This is a genomic window from Aliibacillus thermotolerans (genome assembly GCF_027853235.1).
In the GTDB taxonomy this organism is placed as follows: Bacteria; Bacillota; Bacilli; order Bacillales; family Marinococcaceae; genus Aliibacillus; species Aliibacillus thermotolerans.
The window spans coordinates 1-21896 of record NZ_WKJG01000030.1 but is presented as its reverse complement, the minus strand read 5'-3'; the positions used below and the strand labels follow the sequence as shown (position 1 = coordinate 21896).

General features: G+C 40.4%; 22 protein-coding genes. 11 read left to right on the top strand and 11 right to left on the bottom strand.

Going from position 1 to position 21896, the window contains the following annotated elements:
* Window positions 1-1301: 1301 nt before the first annotated feature.
* Both GJS40_RS04740 and GJS40_RS04735 read right to left on the bottom strand, forming a co-directional pair.
* Window positions 1302-2126: an ABC transporter permease gene (locus GJS40_RS04740; protein ID WP_270896569.1), complete on the bottom strand. Its 825-nt coding sequence runs from the start codon at window positions 2124-2126 to the stop codon at window positions 1302-1304.
* A 10-nt stretch (window positions 2127-2136) separates the two neighbouring features.
* Window positions 2137-3069, bottom strand: coding sequence for an ATP-binding cassette domain-containing protein (locus GJS40_RS04735; RefSeq protein ID WP_377902085.1), 933 nt, complete (start codon window positions 3067-3069; stop codon window positions 2137-2139).
* Between the two features lie 150 nt (window positions 3070-3219).
* Here GJS40_RS04735 and GJS40_RS04730 point away from each other — a divergent pair, with 150 nt between their 5' ends.
* The 4 genes from GJS40_RS04730 to GJS40_RS04715 all read left to right on the top strand — a co-directional run bounded on the left by GJS40_RS04730 (window position 3220) and on the right by GJS40_RS04715 (window position 6963).
* Entirely contained in the window at window positions 3220-3528 is a 309-nt protein-coding gene (locus GJS40_RS04730) for a hypothetical protein (protein ID WP_270896566.1), read from the top strand.
* Between the two features lie 32 nt (window positions 3529-3560).
* Window positions 3561-4289: a hypothetical protein gene (locus GJS40_RS04725; RefSeq protein ID WP_270896565.1), complete on the top strand. Its 729-nt coding sequence runs from the start codon at window positions 3561-3563 to the stop codon at window positions 4287-4289.
* Between the two features lie 89 nt (window positions 4290-4378).
* A complete protein-coding gene (gene rlmN, locus GJS40_RS04720) occupies window positions 4379-5440 on the top strand; it encodes a 23S rRNA (adenine(2503)-C(2))-methyltransferase RlmN (protein WP_270896563.1) in 1062 nt (353 codons plus the stop codon).
* Between the two features lie 164 nt (window positions 5441-5604).
* Window positions 5605-6963: a hypothetical protein gene (locus GJS40_RS04715; RefSeq protein WP_270896562.1), complete on the top strand. Its 1359-nt coding sequence runs from the start codon at window positions 5605-5607 to the stop codon at window positions 6961-6963.
* Here the strand turns inward: GJS40_RS04715 and GJS40_RS04710 are convergent.
* Window positions 6958-7590, bottom strand: a complete 633-nt coding sequence (locus GJS40_RS04710) for a uracil-DNA glycosylase (protein ID WP_270896561.1) — start codon at window positions 7588-7590, stop codon at window positions 6958-6960. The genes GJS40_RS04715 and GJS40_RS04710 overlap by 6 nt on opposite strands.
* The gene (gene ligD, locus GJS40_RS04705) at window positions 7587-9416 is read right to left on the bottom strand and encodes a DNA ligase D (protein WP_270896560.1); all 1830 of its coding nucleotides are present in this window, start codon (window positions 9414-9416) and stop codon (window positions 7587-7589) included. Before ligD ends, GJS40_RS04710 begins: the two co-directional genes overlap by 4 nt.
* Before the next feature lie 96 nt (window positions 9417-9512).
* On the opposite strand from ligD, the gene ku reads away from it, so the two are divergent.
* Together ku and tlp are read left to right on the top strand one after the other, a co-directional pair.
* The gene (ku, locus tag GJS40_RS04700) at window positions 9513-10334 is read left to right on the top strand and encodes a non-homologous end joining protein Ku (protein ID WP_270896559.1); all 822 of its coding nucleotides are present in this window, start codon (window positions 9513-9515) and stop codon (window positions 10332-10334) included.
* Window positions 10335-10422: 88 nt separating this feature from the next.
* Complete coding sequence (gene tlp, locus GJS40_RS04695; protein WP_270896558.1) at window positions 10423-10656, top strand: small acid-soluble spore protein Tlp; 234 nt, start codon at window positions 10423-10425, stop codon at window positions 10654-10656.
* Window positions 10657-10699: 43 nt separating this feature from the next.
* Here the strand turns inward: tlp and wrbA are convergent, their stop codons facing one another.
* Window positions 10700-11317 carry an NAD(P)H:quinone oxidoreductase type IV gene (gene wrbA / locus GJS40_RS04690; RefSeq protein WP_270896557.1) on the bottom strand — a complete coding sequence of 206 codons (618 nt, stop codon included), beginning with the start codon at window positions 11315-11317 and terminating at the stop codon, window positions 10700-10702.
* Window positions 11318-11956: 639 nt separating this feature from the next.
* Window positions 11957-12418 (bottom strand): MarR family winged helix-turn-helix transcriptional regulator, encoded by a 462-nt coding sequence (locus tag GJS40_RS04685; protein WP_270896556.1) that lies wholly within the window; start codon window positions 12416-12418, stop codon window positions 11957-11959.
* Between the two features lie 320 nt (window positions 12419-12738).
* Here GJS40_RS04685 and GJS40_RS04680 point away from each other — a divergent pair, with 320 nt between their 5' ends.
* Window positions 12739-13197, top strand: coding sequence for a flavin reductase family protein (locus tag GJS40_RS04680; protein WP_270896555.1), 459 nt, complete (start codon window positions 12739-12741; stop codon window positions 13195-13197).
* 111 nt (window positions 13198-13308) lie between these two features.
* Here the strand turns inward: GJS40_RS04680 and GJS40_RS04675 are convergent, their stop codons facing one another.
* From GJS40_RS04675 to GJS40_RS04665, 3 genes are all read right to left on the bottom strand, one after another.
* Window positions 13309-13623: a cupin domain-containing protein gene (locus GJS40_RS04675; protein ID WP_270896554.1), complete on the bottom strand. Its 315-nt coding sequence runs from the start codon at window positions 13621-13623 to the stop codon at window positions 13309-13311.
* 149 nt (window positions 13624-13772) lie between these two features.
* Window positions 13773-13949: a hypothetical protein gene (locus tag GJS40_RS04670; RefSeq protein WP_270896553.1), complete on the bottom strand. Its 177-nt coding sequence runs from the start codon at window positions 13947-13949 to the stop codon at window positions 13773-13775.
* Window positions 13942-15912, bottom strand: a complete 1971-nt coding sequence (locus GJS40_RS04665) for an aconitate hydratase (protein ID WP_270896552.1) — start codon at window positions 15910-15912, stop codon at window positions 13942-13944. The genes GJS40_RS04670 and GJS40_RS04665 overlap by 8 nt, the downstream gene beginning before the upstream one ends.
* Before the next feature lie 112 nt (window positions 15913-16024).
* Here GJS40_RS04665 and htpX point away from each other — a divergent pair, with 112 nt between their 5' ends.
* From htpX to GJS40_RS04650, 3 genes are all read left to right on the top strand, one after another.
* Window positions 16025-16915 carry a protease HtpX gene (gene htpX, locus GJS40_RS04660; protein ID WP_270896551.1) on the top strand — a complete coding sequence of 297 codons (891 nt, stop codon included), beginning with the start codon at window positions 16025-16027 and terminating at the stop codon, window positions 16913-16915.
* Window positions 16916-17043: 128 nt separating this feature from the next.
* Window positions 17044-18234, top strand: coding sequence for a TraB/GumN family protein (locus GJS40_RS04655; protein ID WP_270896550.1), 1191 nt, complete (start codon window positions 17044-17046; stop codon window positions 18232-18234).
* Window positions 18235-18319: 85 nt separating this feature from the next.
* On the top strand, window positions 18320-19936 hold the full coding sequence (locus GJS40_RS04650) for a methyl-accepting chemotaxis protein (RefSeq protein ID WP_270896549.1): 1617 nt from the start codon (window positions 18320-18322) through the stop codon (window positions 19934-19936).
* Window positions 19937-19975: 39 nt separating this feature from the next.
* On the opposite strand, the gene GJS40_RS04645 is transcribed toward GJS40_RS04650, so the two are convergent.
* Window positions 19976-20764, bottom strand: coding sequence for an ABC transporter permease (locus GJS40_RS04645; RefSeq protein ID WP_270896548.1), 789 nt, complete (start codon window positions 20762-20764; stop codon window positions 19976-19978).
* Between the two features lie 2 nt (window positions 20765-20766).
* The gene (locus GJS40_RS04640; RefSeq protein WP_270896547.1) at window positions 20767-21402 is read right to left on the bottom strand and encodes an ABC transporter ATP-binding protein; all 636 of its coding nucleotides are present in this window, start codon (window positions 21400-21402) and stop codon (window positions 20767-20769) included.
* A gap of 102 nt (window positions 21403-21504) precedes the next feature.
* Between GJS40_RS04640 and GJS40_RS04635 the strand changes: the two genes are divergently transcribed.
* On the top strand, window positions 21505-21765 hold the full coding sequence (locus GJS40_RS04635; protein WP_270896545.1) for a hotdog fold thioesterase: 261 nt from the start codon (window positions 21505-21507) through the stop codon (window positions 21763-21765).
* Window positions 21766-21896: the final 131 nt, after the last annotated feature.

Sequence of the window (21896 nt, the reverse complement as noted above, 5' to 3'; positions counted from 1 at the left end):
CGTAGAAAGCCGGTGAGCCGTGACAAGCGATGGAGGGGCGGTGCAAGAAGCCGCACTTTGGCTTCTTCAGCGACCCGAAGCGCTCGAACGGCTGGCTTTCGAAGCTAGACAAAGAAAAGCGTAGAAAGCCGTTTAACCACGACAAGCGTTGGAAGAGCACGGGAAGAAGTCGCTTTTTGACTTCTGCCGTGCACTGAAACGCTCGAGTGGTTGGCTTTTGAAGCTAGACAGAAAAGCGTAAGCAACCGCTTAGTCGCGAAGCCGCTGGAAGGACGGGGTCAAAAGTCGCTCTTTGACTTTTGTCTCGGCCTGAAGAGTTCAAGCGCCTGGTTGCTAGCTAGACCGAGAAAAGCGTAAGCAACTGCTTAGGTGCGAAGACGTTGGAAGATCGGAGTCAAAGTCACTCGGATCTACACTATTTGAACACTGGATTCCGAGGATAAACGTCAAAAAACGGGAATTTGGAATGTCATACGACCACTCAATGAGTTTGATATATAAAAATTGGTCGTATGAAATCGTCATGCGACACTTCATTGTTCTTTCTTAGCAGCAATGTATCGTATGAAACGTAAAATAAGCAGTTTTCTTCTATTTATTCCCATTTTTACTTGCTATACGACACTTTTTCATGTTTGTTATGCAAATAATCGTCGCATGAAGTGCTCATGCGACGATTCAATTTTCTATTTTGCTAACAATGGGTCGTATGAAGCGACAATCCCCCTTTTTATCACCTAATTTTCCCCATTTCTTCTTTCATGCGACACATTTACAGAACTTATACGAGACAAAAGATTCCATGAAAGGGTCATACGACGTTTATTTTTTCTTTCCGAGCAATAATTGGCCGTATAAACCGAAATCCTGAGCATCAATCACGTAATTTTTCTTATCCACCACCTTCATACGACATTTTTTGTCAAATTCGAAATTGAAATGAGTCGTATGGGACTCGGAAAGCGACTTGAGCGAGTAGGAGCTGAAGCTAGACAAAGAAAAGCGTAGGAATCTGTTTAGATGCGAAGACGCTGGACTTGTAGGAGGTACTTCTGCGTTGCACATAGGACGTGTGCATTCTCAGCAGAAGCACCACTATGGTCAGAAGCCTGGTTTTGGCTTTTGCCATCATCTGAAGCGTTCAAGTACCTAGAAAGCCGCCAAAGCATGTTTCTGATATAAATGAACGTTTGAAAAAACATGATACGCCTCATACATTAGAACAGGCGGAATGGTCGTCTTCTCCGCTTAACAGCTTGAACAATCGTGCACTATTCATCTTAGAACACGACGAGCTAAGTTTACGAATTTGCGCGACGGAAGCTAAGGGTAGCAAGAAGAATGAGCACTGTTGTAAAAATAATCATAAAAAGTACTTCTTCCATTATTGAAAGCGGGCGTTGAAAGATTGTCAGATTTAATCCCATGATTTCGCGAATAAGCGGGGAGAGACTATCGACATCGATCATCACTTTTTTCATAATATCGACACCATACGTGATTGGATTTAGTTTCACAATGATGTCCATCCAACCGGGCATGTTACTAACAGGAAACAAGGCACCTGAAAGAAAAACCATCGGCATGACGATGATTTGAACGATGAGCTGAAATCCTTGGGTTGATTTTAGTAAACTTGCGATAAGTAAACCGACAGAGGCAAGGGTGCATGCTAGTAAAAACATAAAAGGAAGCACTTTTATTAAATTGATGAAGTCGTAACGTATTCCGAGAAATGGAATGAGAAGAAACATCATTACTCCTTGAATGAAGGCGACAGTGGAAGCACCGAGCATTTTCCCAAGTGCAATATAAACACGAGATATAGGAGACACCATAATTTCTTTCATATATCCAAATTCTTTATCTTGGATAATGGAGAGAGAAGAAAAGACAGCGGTCATAAGAATCGTCATGGCAACTATTCCAGGAAACACAAATTTCACGTACTGAAAATTTTCTTCTCCTTCCACACCGGACATAACTAAACTTTCCATTGTGCCACTTAACCCTTCGCCAAAAATAAGCAGAAAGAGAACAGGCATAACAAAGGAACCGAATAAGCGCGCGCGATCACGGAAAAATTTTAAAACATCCCGTTGCCAAATGGCAATCATCCCTTCCATGTTGATCCTCCTAGGCTTCTTTTTCTTCTGTTTTGTGAATGTTTTCTCCCGTAAAAGCGAGAAAAACATCGTTTAATGTCGGTTTACGAATGTTTAATGTTCGTATTGGTACGTCGAGTTGTTTAATAAATTGTGTGACAAAAGCATCACTATTTTGAACTTTTATATGAATAACGTCTCCGTGATCCGTCACATCTATGATATTGTCATCTTTTTTTATTGTTGCTATCGTAGCTTGATGTTCAGCAGTGGATAATTCAATAATGTCTCCGCCAATTTCTTTCTTTAAAGCTGCAGGGCTGTTAATCGTAATAATTTCCCCTTTGTCCATAATTCCAATGCGGTCACTAATTTCTGCTTCGTCTAAGTAATGGGTAGTAAGAAACATGGTGATTCCTTGTTTTTCTTTCAAGCGTAAAATATATTCCCAAATGTGAGCGCGGGTTTGTGGATCCAGACCTACTGTCGGTTCATCAAGGAACAGTACTTTCGGGTAATGAAGCAGTCCGCGGGCAATTTCAAGCCTACGTTTCATTCCGCCAGAGAAAGTTTCTACCCGTTTATTTTTTTCGTGAACTAAATCGACAATTTCTAACACTTCTTGAATTCGTGTTTTTCTCTCTGATTTTGGTACTTTATAAAACTTGCAATGAAGCATTAGATTTTCCCAGGCTGTTAACTTTTCATCGAGCGTATTTTCTTGAAAGATAATTCCGATGCTTTCTCTCACTTTATTTTTTTGCTTGACGGCATCGTACCCATTAATCATAATTGAACCGCTCGTTGGAGCAAGCATCGTACAAATCATATGAATCGTCGTGCTTTTTCCTGCCCCATTTGGACCGAGAAATCCGAAAATTTCACCTTTTTTCACATCAAAACTAATATTTTTCACCGCATGATGGTCTTTATATTTTTTATGTAAATTCCGAACTTCAATCATGTTTTCCAAGAAGTTCACCTTCCATTGATTCGTTTTTATTCTTCTCAGAGTATATCATGAATTTTTCCACCGAGTTGATTTGAAATTTTACGTTGTACGCGGTAGGGTGAAGAGAGTATGGATGTAAGATTCCCAGTGAGGGTGTATGTCATGTCAAAACTATTTTCTCTTTTTGTATTCATTGCGTTGATCGTTAATTTTCTCATGAAAAACAAACAAAAACTGAAACTGTTAAATTTTCAACAAATCATCGGTATCCTTCTCTCATTCATTGTTTCAGTAGCATTGGCAACATTTCTCATTTACTATGTCGGCAATTGGATTGCAGATCAAATACCGTATGAATGGATGAGCTCGTTGTTCTTTTTTCTTTTGATTGTTACTGTCCTTATCGGTGTGAAGCTCTCTTTGCATCAGTGGATAGAAAAGATAACGAATGGGATGTTTGGGTCGGAGTAAATAGGTTTTATTCGTAAGGAGGAGTTTAAACGTTGAAAAATAGGGTGATTCTTGTGGCAATCAGTTGTTTGTTCCTGTTCACGGCATGTCAAGATGTGTCTTCTAGTTCAAATAAGGAAGAAAGTGTGGAAGCGTTACAATTAAAAGAGTTGTCAGGAAGAGAGAAAGAGTATGCAAATATCGGTAATGATTACATAGCCGTATACGAAGTAGGAGAAATTCCTGAAGAAATCGCCACATTAGAAATGATTGTGCATGCTTACGAAAACGGAAAACGTGTCGATGATTATGAAAATAGTGTATTTGCTTTAGGTCTTGTAGAACAGGAAGATGAGGAGTTGGCGGAAATTGTAGTCGGTATGACAGAACAGTCATCGGAAGAAGATAAGACAACATATCGTTTGGAATTAACACAGCTGTTTGAACGACATCATGAAGACAGTGGAGAAATGAACAGAACTTCTTCCATTTCGAACATCTTACTCCCATTTGAAATGAATCATGCTGTCTCTTCTGTCCAATCAAACGTACCGATTGTTGTTGGGGAGACGTCTTGGCTGCTTGTCCAACATTCCGGCTCTTCATCGGTGCATGACGTGAATCGTGAAAACAATTTGGAAAAACTGATCAGTGAAGAAGAACGAGTGATTGCAATAGGTGTACGTTGGACGGATAAAGAGACCGCGGAAATGGCAATGGATGAAGTGAATTCAGTTGCTTGGAAAAGAGGTAACAAGACGAATCAATCAATGGTGAAATGAGTGAACGACATATACATTCGTTGTGTTTATTTAACTTTTGAGTGTAGTATAGTATACGTACAACATTGTTTTTAAAGTGAGGATTAAAAATGAAAACTTCGATATATAGCTTAACGAAAGAGCAACTAACAGACTGGCTTGTCGAACGAGGACAGAAAAAATTTCGAGCGGAACAAGTGTGGGATTGGATGTATCGCAAACGGGTAACAAGCTTTTCTGAAATGAAAAATGTCAATAAAGCATGTCTGGAGCTCCTTGATGACCATTTTCATATTGAAACATTGGAGCAAGAAGTAAAACAAGAATCGGCGGACGGAACGATAAAGTTTTTATTTAAATTACAGGACGGTCATTTCATTGAAACCGTATTAATGCGCCATCATTACGGGCTTTCTGTCTGTGTGACGACACAAGTAGGATGCAATATCGGCTGTAGCTTTTGTGCAAGTGGGCTGTTGAAAAAGAACCGGGACTTGTCGACGGGTGAAATTGTAGAACAAATTATGAAAGTGCAACAACATTTGGATGAGCAAGGAAAAGGGGAGCGGGTGAGTCACATTGTTGTCATGGGAATTGGCGAGCCTTTTGATAATTACGACAACGTGATGGACTTTATCCGCATTGTGAACGCACCAAAAGGGTTAGAAATTGGTGCGAGACATATTACTGTATCAACAAGTGGACTTGCGCCAAAGATAAGAAAGTTTGCGGAAGAAGAGTTGCAAGTGAACTTAGCCGTTTCTTTGCATGCCCCGAATGATGAGTTGCGGACGCGTATTATGAAAATTAACCGTGCTTATCCGATACAGGAAGTGATGTCCGCAATGGACTACTATTTAGAACAAACGAATCGCAGAATAACGATTGAATATATTTTGTTAGATGATGTGAATGACCACGTGGAAGAAGCGGAGCAATTAGCCAATTTACTTCGTGATAAACGCCACTTAACGTATGTCAATTTAATCCCGTACAACCCAGTGAGTGAACATAGTGAATATCAAAGAAGTAAAAAAGAAGCGATTTTAGCGTTTTACGACACGCTCAAGAAAAATGGCATTAACTGTGTCATTCGTCAAGAACAAGGAACGGATATCGATGCGGCTTGTGGTCAGTTAAGAAGTAAGCAGATGAAAAAAGTAAAAGTATAAACAGAAAAAAACGTCATGTGCAAAAAAGGCATATGACGTTTTTTGTACGAACTAGCATTCCGCCTCTTGAATACGACCATTCCATCATAAAATCAGTCTTTCGATAAGGAGTATGATAAGATAGGCATGGGAAAAATGAATATTGACATATGGGGATAGTTGAAATGAAGATAACAAGGATTCTTATTTACGCTGCTTTTCCATTGATTTATGTTATTAACATGGTCTTTGATTTGGAAATATTTAACATATTGATATTTATTTTAGCATGTTTCGCACTCATTTTATCTTTTTCTAAGGCAAGACGATTTTACACTCTCATGGGAGCCATTTTCCTGTTTATTGGACTATTATTATTTTTCGTTAGTGATACTCCGTCGGGAATACTGTCCGAAGCGTTCCATCCTATGATAGGAGTCATTGGATTTCTGCTCGTTCTCCCTTTTATTCAAGCGATCATTCGAATTGGTACATACGACGTCAGTTTGTACCAATTTCTACAGCATCGTGTAAAAACGTTACATGAACTTTACGGTCGTGCCTCCATTGGTGTATATATTCTTTCGATATTTTTAGCGATTGCCGCCATTCCAGTGAGCGCGCAAAGTTTTGGAAAAAGAATCACAGCACTCAAAGGAGAAGCGAGAAAAAGATTTATCAGTAATTTTCTCAGTCGTTCCTATGGTTTTGGCTGGACATCTAGTCCGGTGGAGATGGCAGTTTTAATTGTGCTTGATGGAACAAACGCTAATATTCTTATTGTGTTTTCCATCTTTATGGTAATAAGTGCTGTGCTATTGTTTGTGGAATGGTATGCTCAAAAACGGCATTATCAACATATCCCATTGGGAAATTCTGAAGAGGAGACCGTGTCTTTTCCGAAAGATGATTTTGTAAAAACGATACAATTTATTGTTGCGATTGTTGTATTTTTACTATCTGTTTTATTAGTGAATACAATTCTTGATAAAGGGATTGTGATAGCGATTATTTTTATTTTATTTCCATTTTGTTTCCTTTGGAGCCTGTTCATTCGCAAACCAAAGGAGTTCCTTCAAGAAGTTCGCAGCGTATGGCCTCAATCTGCAGAAAATATGTCAGATTTCAACATGTTATTTTTGTCCGCAGGTTTTTTCGTCACGATGGTTCAAGCCTCCCCTTTGCTTGATTTATTAAACGAATTGTTAGTTTCTCAGTTTCATTATTTGCCTATTATTGTATTTTGCTTATTTATTTCATTATTACTATGGTTGTTAACTTATTTAGGAGTACAACTTCTCGTCTTGTTGGCACTGTTTGCAAGCATTTTACAACCGATATTTGCAGGGCATGAAAATGCTTTAGCCATTTTGTTAATCGGTGTCTCCATGCCTTTAATATTAATCAATCCGTTCAGTGTGAATACAAACATATTGGCGAGTGTCCTTCGTGTCCATGTAGCGACATTTATCCGCTGGAATCTAGGCTTTGCATTGCGTTACATTTTACTTATCAATATCATCGTTTTTTTATTGATGTTATAAGTCTTTACTCAAAAACTCCTTTAACTTGTCCAAATGCTCATAAATCACCGACTCTAAGGAGCGTTTGTACAGTACTGCCGCAGGGTGATACATTGGAAATAACGTGTACGTTTTCTCAGTAAAACGATATGTGTTTTTCTCCCAGTCGTCGAGTTTACGAATCGGAGAGGTGATAAATGTTCCGGTCACTTCGTCCATGCGTGGGTGTTCTCCTAAGAGCCGCCAATATGCAATCCGCCCCATTGGTACAATGATATTCGGTTCGGATTTTTCGATTTCGTAGTCTAAGAGTGGGGCGTGAGCGGCGATTTCTTTTTGGTTCGGTGTGCGGTTATATTTTCGTTTTTCTGTTTTATGAGGAGGTTTTCTCCATTTATACGGTCTACTACGGATGGCACTTGTTATGTAAATGTCAGCGCGAGTAAGGTCTAGGTAGGTGATAAATTTTTCGAATTCTTCTCCAGCTCTTCCGCTGAAAGGAATGCCGTTATGTATTTCTGTTTCTCCCGGTGCTTCTCCGACGAAAAAAAGAACAGGACGGATGGGACCTGTTCCGTAAACGAATCCTTCACAGTCAAACCTTTCCATTTTCTTTTTACAAGCTTCCACAAGTTTCTTTGGAATCATACTTTTTTCTCCTTTATCATTTCGATCAATGCATCCATTTCTTTTTTGTTGTCTACCGCTCTCATCGACGCAAAAGGGCATCCTTTATATACGAGACGTTCCATGACGTGTTCCATTGTAAACATCGTGCGGTCGAGGGTGTCGTTTACTTCTTCCCAATATAGTGGGCAAGCAACGAGAGGAGTTGCGTTTCCGCGTAACGAATACGGTGCGATGATCGTTTTTCCTTTTCGATGTTGTGGAACGTCAATGTATAGTTTCTTTCCTCGCTTCTTTTTCATTCGTTCGAGTGTAAACAAGCTAGGGTGACGGCTCGTTAAGAAAGCGCCAAATGTTTCCGTCACAAGGGCAGTGTCGCTCCACGTATACGTGTTTTCAGGAAGTGGAATGTATACTTGTAGTCCTTTATTCCCAGAAAACTTGACGTATGAAGCAAGATCAAAAGAATCACATAGCTCTTTTAATGATAAACTCCCTTCAATGGCTAGGTCAAAATAAGTCGCATCTGGTGGGTCAAGGTCGAAAACAATTTCATCCACGTAGTCCGTATTGTAGCGTGAGAAAGGAATGTGCCATTCGATGGCAAGCTGATTTGCAAGCCATAATAACGTTTCTGTATTTTGAACTAAAATATAACGTTTATCTTCCACCGCTGCTGTTTGGACAAATTCCGGGGCGTATTCCGGACATTCTTTTTGAAAAAATGCTTCCCCAAACATTCCGTGAGGATAGCGGATGACCGTGAGCGGGCGGTATTTTAAATAAGGTAGAACGGTTGGAACGATGTGCCGAACGTAGCGAAGAAAGTCGATTTTTTTCACGGTCGATGTTTCCCATAACGGTTTGTCGGGATTTGTAATCGAGACGGTATCGGGAAAGCGAAGTTCTGTCACTTGCAGTCGCTGGACATTACATTCTTCTCTAGGCAAGTCAAAGAGAAAGCGGGAAAAGCGTGCTTCACGTAATTCGCTATTTTTCCTCGTTGTGTACGTTACTTCCACTGCTATCGACGGTGCGATCGTATATCGTTGTTTCTTATCATCCCAATTCCCATTTTTCTTGATCATTGCAACGAGGGCAACTTTTTCGTCTTGTGAAAATCCGTGAGCACATTTTCCAATCGGAAGCACATTTCCTTTATCATCAAAAATAGAGAGGTCAAAGTAATCATTGGAAGGGTCAAAACCTGTGACAAGGCAAGCGAGAGAAAAAGGCGTTTTCCATTTTAAGGAATTTTCTGTTCGTCCATATTCATGTGGAGCGTTCGTTCGTTTTGCGACAATACCTTCACCACGATACATGTTATTTTTCTTTAAAATACGCTCAACGTTATCTTCTGACGGAAGGAGTTGTATACGGGGCTCGGCAAAAGGAGTAGGAGAAAGAGGCAGTTCGTATTGTTGAAAAAGGGTTGTAAGTGATTCTTTTCTCTTTTTCCACGGAAGAGTGCGAAGGTTTTCTTCGTAAAGGGTGAGGGCATCAAAGGCAAGAAAGCATGCTTTTCGCTCTTTCACTGCTTCTTGTATGCTTTCTCGGGAGCGAAGTCTCTGTCTTCGTTGTAACGCGTAAAAATCAGCCCGACCTTCATTTTCAAATAAAACAATTTCCCCATCCAATTCACACGTCATATTTCTCGGGAAATAATGCTCGAAGGTTGCAATAATTTCTGGGAATTTTTCATGAAGAAGGTGACCGCCTTTACTATAAAGATAAATATTTCCATTTTTGGAAGAAAGGAGTGCCCTGTGTCCATCGTATTTTAGTTCAAAGTGCCAGTCCGCTCCTTTTGGAAGCTTCTTCGTCCGAGTCGGTTTCATCCAGCGCATAAGAAAAATCCTTTCTACGTCATGATTCAGTTCTAATATGCATGAAAGCAAAGTTTTTCATACAAACTAAAAGGAAAATAAGCAGGAGGTACGAGTATGCATACGATGTGGAAAGGAAGTATTCAGTTTGGACTCGTGAATATTCCGATTAAAATGCACGCAGCAACGGAAGATAAAGACGTTTCTTTTCGCTCTCTCCACCATAAATGTCACACTCCCATTAAATATGAAAAAGTGTGCCCTGTTTGCGAAGAAAAAGTAGGAAAAGATGATCTTGTGAAAGGATATGAAACGACAAATGGAGATTTCATCGTATTAAAAGAAGAAGAATTAAAGGAACTGAAAAGAGAAGTGGAAGATCGGGCGGTGGAAATTATTGACTTTATTCATATCGACGAAATAGACCCGATTTATTTTAACCGTAGCTATTATCTTGGTCCGAACGAAGGAGGAAAAAAAGCGTACGCCTTACTGAGAGAGGCTCTCTTAGAGACGAAAAAAGTGGGACTAGCCAAAATAATGATTCGCTCAAAAGAACAATTGGCAGTCCTTCGAGTATACAACAATACTTTATTGATGGAAACCCTTCACTATCCGGATGAAATTCGTAACGCAAAAGATGTCCCCAATGTACCGGAAAAAGAAAAGGTGGTTAAAAAAGAACTGGATACCGCAAAGTTACTTATCGATCAGCTCACTACCCCGTTTGAGCCGGAAAAATATGTCGATGAATACCGAGAGAAACTGCTTGCTTTAATTGAAGCGAAAAAAGAAGGAAAAGAAGTAGTATCTGCGAAAAAGCCAGCGAAAAAAGATAATGTGACTGATTTGATGGAAGCACTGCAAGCGTCCATCGATAAAAATAAGAAAAAAACAACTCGAAAGAAAACGACGGCAAAGAAAAAAGCGACTTCTTGAAGCCAGTTTTGCTAAATATTTTTTCTTCCTCCCAATCATAACTTCAGGAGAAGCGTTACATACTACTCCTAAGGAAGGAGGATGAAAAATGAGCAAACCAAAACCAGATGATCGCTCGAATAACAAAGACAGAATTGAAAATACCATTGGTCACACGTTGCAAAATATGAATGAAGCGAGAGACTATTTGAAAGCACACTCGGAAGAATTAAGTGAGGAAGAAAAACGCCGCATTGAAGAGAAAAATAAAAGAAGAGCGGAAAGCATTGAAGGGATGCGGGAAGAATTAAAAGACGAGGCACCATATGACCGTTACGAATAAAAAAAATCCACGACTTGCTGATTCCCAGCAGTCGTGGATTTTTTTATGTTTCTTGTTGTCCTTTTTTCACCCACTCAGCGACGGTCACTGTGCGTTTTGCTTGGTGCTTCACTGCATCTTTTACGTCTTCTACCATGTTTCCGTCTTGGTCCACAGTGACACTCGTTCCGTATGGGTTCCCCCCTGCACCAAATAGAACTGGATCGGTATATCCTGGTGGTACGATAATCGCGCCCCAGTGTGCCATGGTAGTATATAAATTTAAAATGGTCGCTTCTTGACCGCCGTGTGGGTTTTGGGCGGAACTCATCGCACTTACAACTTTATTCACAGTCTGTCCATTTGCCCATAACCCACCTTGTGTATCTAAAAATTGTTTCATTTGAGAAGCCACATTACCAAAACGAGTCGGTGTGCTGAAGATCAATGCGTCAGCCCAAACGATGTCATCAGAAGTTGCGATTGGTACGTCTTTTGTCGCTTCCACAGTTGCTTTCCATGCGTCGTTTTGTTCAATGGTGGATTCAGGTGCTAACTCTTGGACTTTTAACAGCTTTACTTCAGCACCTGCTTCTTCAGCACCTTCTTTTGCCCATTGTGCCAGTTGATAGTTTGTTCCACCCATACTGTAAAAAATGACTGCCAATTTTACGTTAGCCATTGTATCATTCTCCTTTTTTTTCCGAATAATTTTTGTAAAAAACTCATTTTCGATGCACGACACCTTTCTCGTTTAATAAAAATTAGGGGTTTAAGGATTGGTTTTATGTATCATCCTCCTTTAACTTTACAGCCAAGAAGTCTCTCACTTCTAAACGTGAAGGTGCTTTTAGCACCAGTGAAAGTGGGAGATGAATTGGCTTCGGACAAGGACAGGCTTTGCCTGTTCAATTGTCCGACATTTTGATAAAATCAACCTATGACGTTCTTTGATAACTGGATATATAGGGTTGCATGGAGAAAGAAAATGCGAAAACCAAGCTGTTCCTTCCATGCGTAAAATATCCAAGGTACGAAAAGAATTCCGAAACGTCGGACATCTAGGGCAGGGACTGCCCGAAGTAACGCTCAAGGAGACGAAAGAGTGCTTTCGTCGAGGAGTTGAGAAGCTCCCACTTCAAGCGTTAGCTAAGTGGCGAGTAGTTCACGGTCATCGGTAGAGAGGAATCATCTCTTTTGCTACGGTCTCTTTACCCAAAAATACCTCTTATTGAAACCATACCAAGCATATTGTTCCCAATTTATTTCAAGAATAAAAATGAATTCATATATCTTTAATTCGAGATACATAACAAAAAAATTAAGTATCTATTTCTTCCGCGTAATATCCTAATTTTTTCAATTGAGAAATTAACACTTCTTTTTCTTTGGCGCTCAGTCCTCCGAAAATTTCGTGAACAGCTTCGCGATGCTCCGGGAATATATCGTCCATTAATTTTGTCCCTTCTGGTGTGATCACAGCGTAAGTAACGCGTCGGTCATTCGGACATGGTCTTCTCTTTAGTAATTGTTTTTTCTCTAATTTGTCGACGACGTACGTAATGCTGCTACTAGCAATTAACACTTTTTCTCCAATTTTTTGAATCGGCTGTTCCCCTTTGCTATAAATAAGCTCGAGCACGGCAAATTCGGTAGGATTTAAGTTAAAACTTTTAATGTTTTTTTCCACTTGTTTTTTTATCGATTGGAGTGCTCGTGTTAATACTACAAACAACTTTAAAGACAAGTCTACTTCATACTGATTGGTGTTTTTTTTATCCATCGAAGTCTTCCTCTTTCATTTATCTTGAATTCGAAATAAATATTACACTATTTGAACAGGGGATGTCAAATATAAAAATTGATCCTCATTTTTTAACCTTTCTATTTTCCGTCATATTATACTACATTTTAAGGGGGGACTTTTTAGGGAGCAACGGAACAATGAACGAAAGTAGCTCAGCTTGCATAATGACGGGTAGCGATTTTTCCCTTCATCGGATGACAAGATGAAAGCGTGTATACTAGGAATATGTAACCGTTGAAACTTTTATCTTTTCCATGTAACGTTAAAATTGTAACGTTAAGTGAGGAGGAATTGTAATGGATGACCGTTTATTTAAAGCGGCAATGGGGAAATTTGCCACCGGAGTGACCGTCATTACGACAGAAGTTGATGGAGAAGTACATGGCATGACTGCCAATGCCTTTATGTCTGTATCATTAGATCCGAAATTGGTGCTCGTATCGGTCATGCATAAAGCTAAAACCCACGATCGCATCAAACAAGCAGGGGCTTTCGGCGTCAATATTTTAGCGAAAGATCAAGCAAATTATTCCCAATACTTCGCAGGCCAAATCGATGAAGAGATAGATATTCCTATCGGGAAGTTAGAAAATGTCCCAATTTTAGAAGATACGTTAGTAAACGTAGCGTGTAAGCTGTACGACAGCCACGAAGCAGGCGACCACACTCTCTTTATCGGGAAAGTATTAAACGTTGTCGTAAAAGATGAAGAACCGCTACTTTATTTTGAAGGAAGTTACAAGGAATTTAAGTAATTCTATGATGTGAGCAGCTGTCTTTTGCAATGAAGGCAGCTGCTTTTATGTGCCGGCATTAAAGATGACGTTGCAAAATCCTTCTGAAATGGTTTCATGAAAGGGTTTCAACTACGCGGTAGGAGTTAAAATAACAAAGACGCTTAATGGTTCGTCATCATTGTTTTCGATACTAATCATTTGGTTTCCATTGACATGAAGCGTGTCATTTTCTGATACGTCAACCTTTTCATCGTCAAATAGGCACGTTCCTTTTCCTTCTACGATATAAAGAAAGACGTCTGTGTTTGGATGTTTATGCGGCGGTAACACTTGTCCTTTTTTAAAATTTAAAACGAATCTTTTAATTTTACCAGTTGTTTCGATATCTTTTTTTGTAAAACGGTTGTCATCGAACACTTGATAATCTTTGATATGGTGAACCATGAAATCGCTCCTTTCTCGATAAATCAAGTAATTAATACTATAACATAAAAAAAGCGCAACTTATCAGAAGTTACGCTTTTTAATAATGAAAACATGCCTCGGAAAGTACACCTAGGAATGTGTAAAACGAGAGCTTGTTCTTTCCAGTTTTATTCTAAGGTGCGATTCATTTCATCGATATCGAAATCAGGCTTGAGATCTCGTCCTTTATTCGCGTCAATGACTCCTTCTCCTTCACAAATCGTGCAGGAGTATTGCCATTGTTCGTCATCCATGAGCAGTCCTTTTCCGTCACAGGCTGTACAAATGATTTGTTTGTTATGCATATTTACTCACTCCTTTTTCATTTTGCTGTTTTTCTTTCACCCAGTTAATTAAACCGCCTTTTAATAAAATGTGAATTTGTCGCTCTGATAATGCATGTTGAAGTTCAATTGTTTTGTTTCCTTTTTTTAGTGTGGCGGTAACGGTAGAGCCAGCTTGAATTTGTTCACGAATATTGTTTAAATAAATGGTCTCTTCTTGTTCGATGCCATCATAATCTTCAGGATGAACAAATGTTAATGGGAGGACTCCAAAATTAATTAAGTTTTGCCAATGGATCCGGGCAAAGTCTTTGGTAATGACTACGCGAAGTCCTAAATATCGAGGGGCAAGGGCCGCATGTTCGCGACTGGAGCCTTGTCCATAATTAAAGCCCCCTACGATTGCATGACCGATATTTCGTATGTTCATCGCACGGTTGTAATAGTCTTCGTCTAATATTTCAAACGTGAATTTGCTTATTTCCGGTAAGTTACTTCGAAAAGGAAGAACGCGAGCCCCACCTGCAAGGATTTCATCAGTGGAAATATTGTCTCCTACCTTTAATAGGACCGGTACTTCAAATTCGTTTGGTAATGGTTGCATGTCTGGAATGGAAGCGATGTTCGGCCCTTTGTGCAACTTTGTACGTCTTGCTTCTTCATAGGGAAGCGGCTCTTGTAAAAGAGGCATATCTATCGTCGGCTTCTCAGGTTCGGTGATCCGTGGGTATTCCATGTCCAAGGTCCTTGGGTCGGTAATTTTTCCAGTTAAAGCAGAAGCTGCTGCCACTTCCGGACTGCAAAGAAACACGCTATCTTCTCTCGTGCCGGATCGACCCGGGAAGTTACGTGGAGTTGTTCTTAAGCTGTTTCTTCCGGTTGCCGGTGCCTGTCCCATCCCGATGCAGCCGTTACAGCCAGCTTGATGAAGCCGGGCTCCAGCGGAGAGAAGACTGGCGATATGTCCTTCTGCAACGAGGTCGGATAAAATTTGTCTAGAAGACGGATTAATATCGAAAGAAACCCCTTCCGCTACTTGTTTTCCTTTCACGATTTCAGCTGCTACCGCAAAGTCACGATATCCCGGGTTTGCGGAAGAACCGATATACGATTGATAAATTTTTTCTCCTGCTACTTCTTCTACTGGTACGACGTTTCCAGGGCTGGATGGCTTGGCGATGTATGGGACGAGTTCAGATAAATTGATCTCATCATGTAAATCATAAGTGGCTCCTTCATCTTTCGTAATCTCTTGCCACTCATCTTCTCTTCCTTGACTTTTCATATAACGTTTCACTTCTTCATCGGATGGAAATACCGAGGCGGTCGCTCCAAGTTCCGCTCCCATGTTGGCGATGACGTGACGGTCCATGGCGCTTAAATGTTTTAAACCGGGTCCGTAATATTCAATAATTTTTCCGACGCCTCCCTTAACATCATAGCGGCGAAGCATTTCTAAAATAATGTCTTTCGCACTGACCCAATCAGGAAGTTCGCCGGTAAGTTTTACACCCCAAATTTTCGGCATTTTGACGTAAAAAGGCTCTCCGGCAATGGCCATCGCGACATCAATCCCGCCCGCTCCAATCGCAAGCATTCCCATGCAACCGTTGGCACACGTATGACTGTCAGACCCGAGTAACGTGCGTCCAGGCCGTGCTAGGCGTTGCATATGCACCGGGTGACTCACCCCATTACCCGGGCGACTAAAATAAAGGCCGAATCGTTTTGCCGCACTTTCAAGAAACAAGTGATCATCCGGGTTTTTGCTATCTACTTGAATGAGATTGTGATCGACATACTGAGCGGAGACTTCCGTTTTTGCCCGGTCTATATTCATTGCTTCCAATTCAAGCATCACCATTGTGCCAGTAGCGTCTTGGGTAAGGGTTTGATCAATCTTTAAACCGATTTCCTCGCCGGGTTTCATCTCTCCGGAAACGAGATGTGCGTTAATTAATTTTTCAGAAACGTTATAAGCCATTGATAAAAACCTCCAATATCTAATTTCTAAATATCATTTTTTATGCGAGAAGGAAGTGCGTGTGGTACACTATGAAGAGAAACATCTTGTGTGCAAAACTTGGGAGGAAGTTATGGGAAAAAGAATATTACTATTTGTGTTAACGAATATTTTAGTCATTACCACCATTACAATCGTCGCCACCGTACTTTCGTTATTAGGAGTCAATTTGAATTACACGACAGGTGGCATGATTAATTACGGAGCACTCTTTCTATTCAGTGCCATTATCGGTTTTAGCGGTGCTCTTATTTCCTTAGCAATGTCTCGCTTGATGGCAAAACAGATGATGGGAGTGCGTGTCATTGATCCTGACCATGCCACTGGCGCAGAGCGCGAATTGGTAGAAAAAGTACATCGTCTTGCCCGTAACGCAGGTCTTATGCATATGCCGGAAGTTGGAATATACCAATCGGGAGAAGTGAATGCTTTTGCGACAGGGCCAACGAAAAAGCGTTCGCTAGTTGCAGTTTCTACCGGCCTCTTATCGTCGATGGATGAAGCCGCAGTCGAAGGAGTACTTGCCCATGAAGTTGCTCATATTGCCAATGGAGACATGGTAACGATGACGCTTCTTCAAGGGGTCGTAAACACTTTTGTTGTTTTCTTTGCGCGTATTGCTGCCTTTATCGCCTCCCGCTTCATTCAAAACGATGGACTTCGCATGGTCGTTCATTTCTGCGCTATTATTGTGTTTCAAATTTTATTTTCTATACTAGGAAGTATCGTTGTGATGAGCTTCTCCCGTTACCGAGAATACCGCGCGGATGAAGGAGGAGCAGACCTTGCTGGAAAAGATAAAATGGCCCATGCCCTTCGTTCTTTACGTGCCCACGTGAATAAAGTCGACGACAGTCAAGCTTCTTTACAAACTTTAAAGATTAATAATAAATCTTCAGTCGCTATGCTTTTTTCTTCTCATCCACCGTTAGAAGAAAGAATCCGCCGGTTAGAAGCAAGATAAAAAAAGATGTCGTACCCGTTTTCAAAGAGGAGGTACGACATCTTTTTATGAAAAATATACGGTGTGAGCGTGATATTTTTGGTATGCTAAAAGTATTGACGAGAAGAACAGGAGGAAAAAGGTCTAACATGACACGTGAAAATGAAAGCATCACGCGTTTATATAAAGACGGAAAAGAAATTATTCTAATCGGTACAGCCCACGTATCAAGAGAGAGTGCCGAATTAGTAAAAGCGGTGATCGAAGAAGAAAAACCGGATACTGTATGTATTGAGTTGGATAAACAACGGTATGAAGCGATGATGGAAGGGAACAAATGGGAAGAAATGGATATTTTCCAAGTGATGAAAGAAAAGAAAGCGACGTTATTGTTAATGAATTTAGCGTTGTCTTCCTTCCAGAAAAGAATGGCGAATGAATTTGGCATCAAGCCGGGACAAGAAATGTTTCAAGCGATTGAATCAGCAGAAGCAGTTGGTTCAGAACTCGTGTTAGCTGACCGCAACATTCAAGTGACTTTTCAACGTTTATGGAAGGGTGTTGGCTGGTCAGGACGAGCGAAGTTAATGGCACAACTTTTCTATAGCATTTTTAGTAATGAGAAAATTTCCGAGGAAGAGTTGGAGCGGTTAAAGTCGGAAGATATGTTAAATGGCATGTTGCAAGAAATGACACAGAGCTTTCCTCGTTTAAAGACGTATCTCATTGACGAGCGCGATCAATATTTGGCTGACAACATCAAACAAGCCTCTGGTGAAAAAGTAGTGGCGGTTGTAGGAGCGGCACATGTTCCGGGGATTATAGAAGAAATGAAGAAAGAAAAGGAAGCAAGGCAAATGACAGAAGAACTGGCAAAACCTCCTTCAACATCTTATTGGCCGAAAATCATTGCCTGGGCCATTCCGATTATTATCCTATCGCTGATTGTGTATACCTTTTATTCCAACCCTACCGTTGGATTGCAACAAATGATTAGTTGGCTCCTTTGGAACGGCTCCTTAGCGGCGATTGGAGCGGCGGCTGCATTTGCTCATCCCCTTGCAATCGTGACGGCTTTTATTGCAGCGCCAATTACATCGTTAAACCCTTTTTTAGCAGCAGGTTGGTTTGCCGGTTTTGTTCAGGCGTTGACAAAACGTCCGCACGTGAAAGATTTTGAACAACTGTCAGAGGCCGTCCTTAGCGTCAAAGGTTTTTGGGATAATAAAGTGACACGTATTTTACTCGTCGTTGTGTTTGCCAACATCGGCAGTTCGCTCGGAACAGTGATTGCTGGTGCAGATGTCGTCCGCCTTTTCTTAGAAAATTTGTTTGGATAATTATTTTTTCCTGCTCTTTCCAATACCAGCTATGAAAACCTTTTCCTATCCTCTATAATGGGTATTAAGAGGGGGGAAAGAAGAAATGGCTTCGATACATTCACGGAGTGCAAAGCAATTAAAAGAAAAAGCGGTAAAAACGGCGAAAGCATTGGCTCAGCACGTAAAGAAAGGAGAAGTACATGAACATCCCGACAAAGTAAGAGAAAAACTAGATTCTTTTTTAGAAGAAGATGAATATTTACTCATTGTCGATCAAGAGGGCTTTAGTCACATTCACACGAATCGATTGCGAGAAGGTCACCCATATACGGATCATGTTGGGAAAAAAGCAGCAACAACGACCGAGCCGATTGTGCAATTATATGAAAGAAACACAGGAGAATTGTTGTACGATGCAGCAGCACCGATTGGTACGGGCCCTGATGGAAAGAAGTACAATGTCCGAGTTGGCAGGGTGATACATAAAAAGTTATTAGCACCGATTATTTTTGTGACGGCAATGACACCAGTCGCTCTATTTATGATACTGCGACTTCTTTTTCAAGATTCGAGTCATTTCCTTTGGACGAGTGTCCTTGCTGTTGGCGTTGCATGTTTGTTAGGAGCATTGCTTTATGCTCGCATTCACGGGGCAATGAGAAGTTGGAACCGGGTGACGCGGTCGATTTCTGCGGGGAATTTGTTAGCGGAAGTAACAAATAAGAATCGCAATGACTTACAACAAATAGGCTTTGAAATTAACAAAATTGTAATTGGCATGCGCCACATCATTCAAGATATCGAACAAGCAGCTCGGTCGGTGGAAGAAATTTGCTCTATTCAAGAGAAAGAAACGAAAGACGTCTCGACCGGCTTCGAACAATTTGCGGCAACGATGCAACAATTTCAAGCAGGAGCTCAAAATCAAATGGCTTCTTTACAGTCTTCGCAAGGAATGATTCAAGAAATGATGGGAAACGTTTCGTCTATTAAAGAAGGCATTGCAGCTACGGTAAAACAGTCCGAATCATCAAGCGAGGAAGCAGATAAAGGACGGGCAGCCATTATGTCATCCGAAAAAATGATGCGAAACATTGAACAGAGTGTAACCACTTCCCAACATCATATACAAGCAGTGGCAAAAGATGCCGATGAAGTCATGGAAAAAGTTGCTTCTATTACGGACATTGCAGAACAAACGAATTTACTCGCATTAAATGCTTCCATTGAAGCAGCGAGAGCAGGCGAGGCAGGAAAAGGATTTGCTGTTGTCGCATCGGAAGTAAGGAAGCTTGCAGAAGACACGAATCACTTTGCCTCTGACATTATGCAAACGTTAACAAAGACACGCGACAATCTGGTAGGGGCGGTGGCAGAAGCGGAAGAAAACGTGGAAATGATCAAAGAAGGAGTAGGCATCGTTCATCAAGCGGGAGATTCCATTCGTAAACTACATGAATCTGCAGAAAAGACGAAACACGCAGTCGTTGATAATTTAGAGGTTGTAGATACGTTGCTCCAAAGCAGTGAGAAAATAGAGCAAATGATGCATGATATTTATAAAATTTCCGAAGAATTTACCGATTCTGTCGTTCAAAACGTCGCGACGATGGACCAACAATTAACGGCGGTGCAAGAAGTATCAGATGAAGCAGCTAAACTATCGAATGAAGCGAAAAACTTAAAAAACATTGTTACACGTTTTCGCTTAAGAAAATAGAACGATTTCCCCTCGCGAAAATTTTTCGCGAGGGATTTGCTATGATTCCTCCACCAGTTGTTTCTCTTTGTTAAAGTATATTTTGTAACCTTGTTGAACAAATATGATAACGGTAAATGCGACAGAGCCAGTAATGCCAAGCATAATCGCAATTTGGTATTTAATTGCAATGACAGGTGAGGCACCGGCAAGAATTTGCCCGGTCATCATTCCTGGGAGAAACACGATACCTATTCCAACCATGGAATTAATCGTTGGTAAAATCGCACTGTCAAAAGAATGATTGACAATTTTTCGTGTTGCTTCTTTTGGAGTTGCGCCAAGCATCAAAGCCGCTTCAATATGTTTTTTCTTGCTTTTCATTTGTTCCACCAATGTTTGAACGCCAAGGGAAATCCCGGTCATTGAGTTTCCGATAATCATACCGGCAATTGGAATGAAATAGCGTGGATCATACCAAGGATCAAATTGAATTACAACAAGATTAAAATATAGTGTGCTAGCAATCGTTCCAATGATCATCGAAAAAGCGACCATTTTTTTTAATCGACGAGGCACTTCCATATCTACCCGTTTATAAATGTTGAAAATGGCAAAAGACACCATAAATAAAATAATACCTATCGTAATGAGCGGATGAGGTTGTTCAAAAATGTACATTAACACGTAACCTACTAATAGCAATTGTAACGTCATTCGTAAGGTAGCGATAAAGATTTCTTTTTCCCTGGGGATTTTTCTTAATTTCACAATGATGAGAAGCAATATAATAAACAAATAAGCTGCAACGAGTTGCCAAAAACCGAGATCAAGCATGTCATTTTCCATTTTTATCGCTCCTTTGCTAATGAGTATGGGGTGACATCTATCACGGTATCGGAAAAGTGATGAGCGATTTCTAAGGAGTGTGTCACGTAAATTAAAGAAGCATGTAACTTTTTTACTTGTTCCACTAAGGTTGTCATTACTTGTTTTTCAAGCTTTTCGTCGAGGGCGGAAGTTGCTTCGTCAAGTAAAAACACGTTCGGTTGTAGTAACATCATCCGTGCCAATGCAAGTCTTTGTTTTTCACCTCCGGAAAGGGTGTCCGTTTTTGTATCTCCGCTTTTATGTAAATAAAATTGTCGGCACATTTCTTCAATGGAAGGGATCGAAGGGGGCTCTTTTTCGTGAAAGGAAAAGCATATTTCAATATCTTCTGTAATTGTTTCACCAAACATGACCGGTGTTTGGGAGAGCATGGATACATTTCTTCTCAGTTGAACAGCGTCAATGTCTGTTAATGGTTCGCCATTATAAAGAATGGTTCCGGAGGTAGGAGATAGCATTTTATTGAACAATTTAAGTAATGTCGATTTTCCGCTTCCACTTTCTCCGATGAGACAAGTCATTTTGTTCTTTTCGATGTGTAGAGTTGGTATGTGTAAAATGTGTCGGTACGTAACATTTTCTAAAGTAAATAACATTTTCTCGCCTCGTTTCTTGCAGGAGTTAAGATATGATTAGTCGAATCCTAATAATACTTCCGATGTCATACTAACACAAAGACAGAAAAAGAGGAACGATGCATGACTGATGTAAGCACAAAAGATACATTGATGGAAGCGCTAGGAATCAAATTTTTAGAGTATTCAAAAGAACGAGTCGTCGCAACGATGCCAGTAAATAATAAAACAAGACAATCGTACGGGATGTTACATGGTGGAGCTTCCGTCGCTCTTGCTGAAAGCGTGGCAAAAAAGACGGCAGTAGGAACTCCAGTCCATGTTGGCCGAATGACGATGGTTTGGGATGTTCGGATTGTAGATAAAGAGGTGAAGTGCAGATGACATAAACTTTATAAAAATATATAAAAGTCAAAAATTATTGTTGAAATACCTCCTACTTTCTTGTATAATATACAAAGTAGGAGGTTGTAAAATGAAATATTACAGTATAGGAAAGTTTGCGAAAATTATAG

Bases quoted from the DNA above. Each gene is read 5' to 3' on its own strand.
- GJS40_RS04740 (WP_270896569.1), bottom strand. From the start codon at position 2,126: ATGGAAGGGATGATTGCCATTTGGCAACGGGATGTTTTAAAATTTTTC.
- GJS40_RS04735 (WP_377902085.1), bottom strand. From the start codon at position 3,069: ATGATTGAAGTTCGGAATTTACATAAAAAATATAAAGACCATCATGCG.
- GJS40_RS04730 (WP_270896566.1), top strand. From the start codon at position 3,220: ATGTCAAAACTATTTTCTCTTTTTGTATTCATTGCGTTGATCGTTAAT.
- rlmN (WP_270896563.1), top strand. From the start codon at position 4,379: ATGAAAACTTCGATATATAGCTTAACGAAAGAGCAACTAACAGACTGG.
- GJS40_RS04715 (WP_270896562.1), top strand. From the start codon at position 5,605: ATGAAGATAACAAGGATTCTTATTTACGCTGCTTTTCCATTGATTTAT.
- GJS40_RS04710 (WP_270896561.1), bottom strand. From the start codon at position 7,590: ATGATTCCAAAGAAACTTGTGGAAGCTTGTAAAAAGAAAATGGAAAGG.
- ligD (WP_270896560.1), bottom strand. From the start codon at position 9,416: ATGCGCTGGATGAAACCGACTCGGACGAAGAAGCTTCCAAAAGGAGCG.
- ku (WP_270896559.1), top strand. From the start codon at position 9,513: ATGCATACGATGTGGAAAGGAAGTATTCAGTTTGGACTCGTGAATATT.
- tlp (WP_270896558.1), top strand. From the start codon at position 10,423: ATGAGCAAACCAAAACCAGATGATCGCTCGAATAACAAAGACAGAATT.
- wrbA (WP_270896557.1), bottom strand. From the start codon at position 11,317: ATGGCTAACGTAAAATTGGCAGTCATTTTTTACAGTATGGGTGGAACA.
- GJS40_RS04685 (WP_270896556.1), bottom strand. From the start codon at position 12,418: ATGGATAAAAAAAACACCAATCAGTATGAAGTAGACTTGTCTTTAAAG.
- GJS40_RS04680 (WP_270896555.1), top strand. From the start codon at position 12,739: ATGGATGACCGTTTATTTAAAGCGGCAATGGGGAAATTTGCCACCGGA.
- GJS40_RS04675 (WP_270896554.1), bottom strand. From the start codon at position 13,623: ATGGTTCACCATATCAAAGATTATCAAGTGTTCGATGACAACCGTTTT.
- GJS40_RS04670 (WP_270896553.1), bottom strand. From the start codon at position 13,949: ATGCATAACAAACAAATCATTTGTACAGCCTGTGACGGAAAAGGACTG.
- GJS40_RS04665 (WP_270896552.1), bottom strand. From the start codon at position 15,912: ATGGCTTATAACGTTTCTGAAAAATTAATTAACGCACATCTCGTTTCC.
- htpX (WP_270896551.1), top strand. From the start codon at position 16,025: ATGGGAAAAAGAATATTACTATTTGTGTTAACGAATATTTTAGTCATT.
- GJS40_RS04655 (WP_270896550.1), top strand. From the start codon at position 17,044: ATGACACGTGAAAATGAAAGCATCACGCGTTTATATAAAGACGGAAAA.
- GJS40_RS04650 (WP_270896549.1), top strand. From the start codon at position 18,320: ATGGCTTCGATACATTCACGGAGTGCAAAGCAATTAAAAGAAAAAGCG.
- GJS40_RS04645 (WP_270896548.1), bottom strand. From the start codon at position 20,764: ATGGAAAATGACATGCTTGATCTCGGTTTTTGGCAACTCGTTGCAGCT.
- GJS40_RS04640 (WP_270896547.1), bottom strand. From the start codon at position 21,402: ATGTTATTTACTTTAGAAAATGTTACGTACCGACACATTTTACACATA.
- GJS40_RS04635 (WP_270896545.1), top strand. From the start codon at position 21,505: ATGACTGATGTAAGCACAAAAGATACATTGATGGAAGCGCTAGGAATC.